The organism is Shigella sp. FC1567 (genome assembly GCF_001743015.1).
Taxonomy (GTDB): domain Bacteria; phylum Pseudomonadota; class Gammaproteobacteria; order Enterobacterales; family Enterobacteriaceae; genus Escherichia; species Escherichia coli.
The window spans coordinates 1-5,603 of sequence record NZ_MIIV01000134.1 but is presented as its reverse complement, the minus strand read 5'-3'; the positions used below and the strand labels follow the sequence as shown (position 1 = coordinate 5,603).

Genomic DNA, 5,603 nt, shown 5'->3' with positions numbered 1-5,603 from the left:
GCATCCTGTCGGGCTTTCTCCGCAAAACGTTGTGCATCATCACGGGCCGTTGCGGCTGCCGTCATATCCTGCGCCGTCTGCCGTGCGTTTCCGGCTGCGGCCCCGGCGCTCTGCTGCGCCTGCACCACCATTTCCTCAAAGCGCTTCATCACCTCCGGACGTAAATCACCATCCTTTGGTGCATTCAGAAACGCGTTCAGTGTCCCCGGTGCATCAGTCGGTGCCACATCAATATCCCCGACACGGGTTGGCTGCCAGCCGTTACAGTGAAGCGCAACCTCGTAATACCCCGGCTCAGCCTCAATCACATAAGCACCGTTATTGTCCGTCACGCAAGTGGCAACAACGTGTGCCACAACGGTCGGACTGGTTCTTCTGGCCCGCAGTTCAATCGCACAATTTACGACAGGTTTACCCGCCCCATCTTTCAGTACACCTGAAATCTTTACTGCCATATTCACCCCACAAAAAGCCCGCCTGAACCAGCGGGCTGTCATAACACTGTGTTACCTGGCTAATCAGAACTTATAACCGACACCCACGATGAAACCGTCAGTGCGCCAGTCGCCACTGCCGGAACCTTCATAAGCAAGGTCAATGGCCACGGATTCGGTCGGGTTAAACTGCACGCCAGCCCCCCACGCCAGAGACGTGTTGCTGTGGCGGTTGTCATCACTCCCGGTCAGCACATCGTGCGTTTTCCCCTTGTTGTCAGTTACGCGGAGATAATCCCCGGAGAAGGTCGACACACGGCTGTAAGCCACGCCCGCCATCGCATACGCGCTGAACCATTCATTCACGCGCACAGACGGCCCCGCCATCACGCTGAACCAGCGGTTACGCACGGAATCCTCATGCCAGCGGGTATCGCTGTAATGCGTTTTTTGCTCATCTTCAGCGTTGGCATAGCTGAATGACGTCACCAGCCCCAACGTGTCCGTAAACTCATAACGGTATTTCACGTTAATGCCCTTCAGGTCATCGCTGCCTGGCATATCAGTATGGGGCTGAAGATACCCGGCGCTCAGCGTGGACTGATGTTCAGACGCCCATGCAGGCGCACCGGATACAGCCAGACAGATGGCTGCGGACAAAATGGCTGCACAAACTTTACGCATAATTACCTCTCGCTTTTCTGCAATAAAAAAGGCACCATTTCTGGTGCCCGTATCTGGGTTATAAAATTCAGCTAATCGTGATGCCTGCAGTGGCTTTCTTCATCACAACAACCAGCAAATCGCTGATACTTGCTGTGGGATACCAGCCATTTACCAGCCATGCCGATACAGAAAACTCCAGCGTCATGTGACCGTGACCGGCAGGCATATCAATAACACCCGTATATATCAGCGTATTATCCAGGGTCGTTCGGTTATAAATTTCAGCACCGTTTTTCTTCACTATCAGGCTGCATGACGAATAAATATTGTTATTCTTCCGCTCATGTTTAGCACCGCGAAACGCCACCGCGGGAATAACAATTTGCCGATCAAACGGCTGATCGTCATAAACCCTGACGGTAATGGTCCCTGATGGCCACCTCTCCGGTGCCCGGGAGTCCCGTGGGAAAGGTTTGCCCACTGTTTTAACGAGATCGCCTTCAATCTGGTTCGCGGACAATTTTCCCAGAACCCGACAGTTCTTATTAATCGTGACGTTGTTGAGCGTCCCGGAGTTCGCGTTCACGTTACCGCTGATATCGGCATTTTTCGCCGTCAGCCGTCCGCCAGGTGTCAGGGAAAATGCCGGAGGATTACCGCCGCTGGTAATGGTCGGAGCCGTCAGGCGTTTCAGGAACACGTCGTTCATGAATATCTGATCGCCCTGACCAACAAACATCGGCTTTGTGTTGCCATTCGCAGGATTAATCATCGCAATCCTGTCTGCCGCCAGCAGCACCTGACTCTGCATTCCTGCTGGCGTATTCTCAATACCGGCACCGATACCCGCAATATAAAGGCGTCCGTCCTTCATCTGTTGCAGCTTCACAGCCCACATGCTGTTCAGGTTATTATTTGTATCAACCTGAACTTTCTGTATCTGCTGGATTGCAGCACTCTGATTTTCCAGTTTTTTATTGACGGTTTGCGTGATTTCATTGCTGACATTCGTAATGGACGTCCTGATTTCAGTCAGGTCCGGCGCAAGCTGACCGTTATCAATCTGCGTCCACAACTCCTTGCCGAGATGCGTGTTATTGATCAACCCTTTATAAAAACTCAGATAACCTTCCGCATCATCGCTCGCCCGACCGACGGCCTCCACAAATGCCGATTTGCCAACGGTGTTCACACTGCGAACGTAAAAATAATAATCATGGCCCGGCCTGATATTGATACTGGCGGCTATCCAGTACAGCGCCGTGCCAAGATAGCGGGCGCTGGTTTCAACCTGCCTGATATCCGCAATCCGCTTTTCCGAAAACCAGAACTCAAACTGCACCGTCGGGTCGTATACAGCCAGTTTCGGGACCGCCGTTATCTGAAAATACCCCGGTATCAGTTCAATAGTGACAGGCGCTGCCGGTGCCGCAATCCGGAACGATACCGACGCCGGATCGCCCTGCTGCCCCCGGGCATTTACCGCCCGGACTGTCAGACTGTAATTCCCCAGCGCCAGCTGCCTGAAGCGGTATGTGGTTTCCGTCGTCCTGGCTGTGCTGACCAGCCGCTCACTGCCGTCGTCCGCTGCCACGGTCAGGCGAAGCAGGAAGCTCACACCCTTCACCACCTTCGGCGTGTCCCATCGCGCCAGCACCTGATATTCCCCGCTGTCTGCGGTGACTTCGGCGGTCAGATGCTGCACCGCTGGCGGCGTGACACCATTCACCGTGCCGCGCCGGTCACCGTCAAAGTGTGCCCCGTTATCCACGATGGCCTCTTTTTCCGGCACATGCTGCACGGCGGTGATGGCATACGTGCCGTCGTCGTTCTCACGGATACTCACGCAGCGGAACAGGCGCTGGCGCAGCGTCGGCAGCTTCAGCCCCCACACGCTGTATTCTGCAACGCCGTCAGGAACCCGGCTCACTTTCACCTTCACGCCGTCGGTGACGGACTGAACCTCCACGCTGACCGGATTGCCATTTCCGTCAACCAGGCTTATCAGCGTGGTACAGGAGGACGGCAGCGTGATTTCACGGTCGAGCGTCAGCGTCCGGGTCTGGCTGTTCACCGCCAGTACGCGACCACCGGTGCTGATACCGGCATAATCATCATCGCAGATTTCAATGACATCACCCGGTACATGGCGAAGCCCTTCTGCGCCGACGCTGAAGTCCACGGTCTGCGTTTCCAGCAGTTCCGTTTTAATCAGCCACAGCCCGGCGCGGTGCGCCTGTCCCCGGCTGGTACAGCCAAAGGCATCCATCTTCGTGACGTTACGACCGTAACGGAGAATGGCCTGCGCGTCCTCCACAAGCTCTGTCGCCGTCTCATGACCGTTGTCCGGATCAATCCAGTTCACCTCAACGACATTATGGCGGTCCTTCAGGGCGCTGAAGCTGTAGCGGAACGGCGCGCCATCATCCGGCATCACCACATTACTGCGGTTATAGGTCCACACTTTATCCGACGGTCGGTCCTGCACGAACGTCAGCGTCTGCCCGTTCCATACCGGCATACAGCGCATCGCCGAGCAGAAATCACTGAGAACATCCCACGCCTTACGCTGTGTGGTCAGGTAAGCGTTACAGGTGATGCGCGGCTCCGTGCCGCCAAATCCGTCCGGCACTGACTGGTCGCAGTACTGGCCGATGACATACAGCGCCCATTTGTCCACATCTGCCGCACCAAGACGTTTCCCCATGCCGTAGCGCGGATGAGTGAGCATGTCCCACCGACACCAGGCCATGTTGTTGCTGTATGCTGGCTTAAGCGTTCCGTCCCAGATACCGCTGTATTGCCGCGTCTGCGGGTTATAGTTCGACGGCACCTGCAGAATGCGCCCGCGAAGATGATAATTGCGACTCACCTGCTGGTTACCGAACTGCTCTGAATCCACCTGCACGCCGACCAGCGCCGTGTTCGGGTAGCACTGTTTCACATCGATGATTTCGGTGTACGACGACCAGAGCGTTTTGTTCTGCAGCTGGTCTGTGGTGCTGTCCGGTGTCATCCTGCGCATCCGGATATTAAACGGGCGCGGCGGCAGGTTACCCACCACCACCGAGGCCAGATACTGCGAAGTGGTTTTGCCCTTAATGGTGATGTCTTTTTCCGTCACCCAGCCACCGTTACGCTGTATCTGAACCAGCAGGCGGACTTCCGACGGATTCCGGTCCCCCTTTGAGGTGTTTTCCACCAGTGCCTGCACACCGAAGGTCAGGCGCAGACGATCAATGTTTGCCGACGTGATGGTCCGGGTGATCGGCGTGTCGTATTTCACTTCCGTACCCAGCACAGTCTCTGAGCCGGAAGATTCAAACCCCTCCGGCGGTGTCTGCTCCTGCTCGCCGGCGCGGAACACCACCGTAACACCGGAAAAGTTTGTCTTCCCCTCGCTGTCCAGGACTGGCGTACCGTTCAGCAGCACGCTTTTTAATCCATCCACCGGACCGTCAACCGGCCCTTCGCTGATGGCATCAATCACACTCAGCAACTGCGTGGATTTCAGGTTGTCCTTCGCTTCGCGCGGGGTATGCCCCTTACTGCTGCCTTTACCCATTCCTCACGCTCCATAAACGACAAAACCGCCCGCAGGCGGTTTCACATGAAACATTTTGCATCAGCGACCAATCACCACAACCTGACCACCATCCCCTTCGTCTGCCGTGCTGATCTCCTGAGATACCACCCGCGACCCCACGCGCATTTCACCGTACAGAACAGGCAGAACATTGCCCTGGGCAACCATGTTATCCAGTGAGGAGAAACAGGTGTTCTGTTTGCCGTTATCCGTTGTCTGTGTACGGGGAGTTCTGGCTTTCGGTGCCAGCATCTGTGCAACACCGCCAAGCGTCATACTGGCACCGAGAGAAAACAGCAGATTACTCGCCATAATTCCTACCCCCGGCATCCATATAGCAACCGCCATAACAGCTGCCCCCAGCACCGCCTGAAACACACCGCCACTTTTAGCTCCCACCAGACGCGGTACTATGTGGATCACTGCACCATTTGCCAGCGGCTCATTAAGACGGGCAGACAATTCGGTTTCACCTGCATCACGCCCGGCAATGCGCACCTGATACCAGCCGTCACTCAGTTTCTGACGAAACGCCGGGAGCTGTGTGGCCAGTGCGCGGATGGCTTCAGCCCCCGTTTTCACACGAAGGTCGATGCGGCGGCCAAATCGTTGCAAATCCCCGTAAAGGCAGATGCGTGCCATTCCCGGTGACGCCAGAGGGAGTGTGTGCGTCGCTGCCATTTGTCGGTATACCTCTCTCGTTTACTCAGTTGTTCAGGAATATGGTGCAGCAGCTCACCGTCGCCGCAGTAAATGGCGGCATGATTCGGCACCGATGAACCAAAACAGCACAGCAGCACATCGCCCGGTTGTGCTGATGACAACGGCACCTGATACAGCCCTGTGGCCTCCAGATTATCCAGATAGAGATTCTGACCGTGACGCCACCAGTCATCCCCGCGATGAAAATCCGGCAT

5 protein-coding genes are annotated in these 5,603 nt (G+C 55.9%); all 5 read right to left on the bottom strand.

Features of this window, described 5'->3' with window-relative positions:
- On the bottom strand, positions 1–455 hold a 455-nt coding region (locus tag BHE85_RS10075), incomplete at its 3' end, for a prophage tail fiber N-terminal domain-containing protein (protein ID WP_171730055.1).
- A gap of 63 nt (positions 456–518) precedes the next feature.
- A complete protein-coding gene (locus tag BHE85_RS10070; protein ID WP_001233104.1) occupies positions 519–1,118 on the bottom strand; it encodes an Ail/Lom family outer membrane beta-barrel protein in 600 nt (199 codons plus the stop codon).
- Between the two features lie 67 nt (positions 1,119–1,185).
- A complete protein-coding gene (gpJ, locus tag BHE85_RS10065; RefSeq protein WP_047930989.1) occupies positions 1,186–4,665 on the bottom strand; it encodes a phage attachment tail tip protein J in 3,480 nt (1,159 codons plus the stop codon).
- Positions 4,666–4,725: 60 nt separating this feature from the next.
- Positions 4,726–5,301, bottom strand: a complete 576-nt coding sequence (locus tag BHE85_RS10060; RefSeq protein WP_005105520.1) for a tail assembly protein — start codon at positions 5,299–5,301, stop codon at positions 4,726–4,728.
- Positions 5,265–5,603 (bottom strand): NlpC/P60 family protein (locus BHE85_RS10055; RefSeq protein WP_073806451.1); only part of this gene is annotated, 339 nt, incomplete at its 5' end. The genes BHE85_RS10060 and BHE85_RS10055, both read right to left, overlap by 37 nt.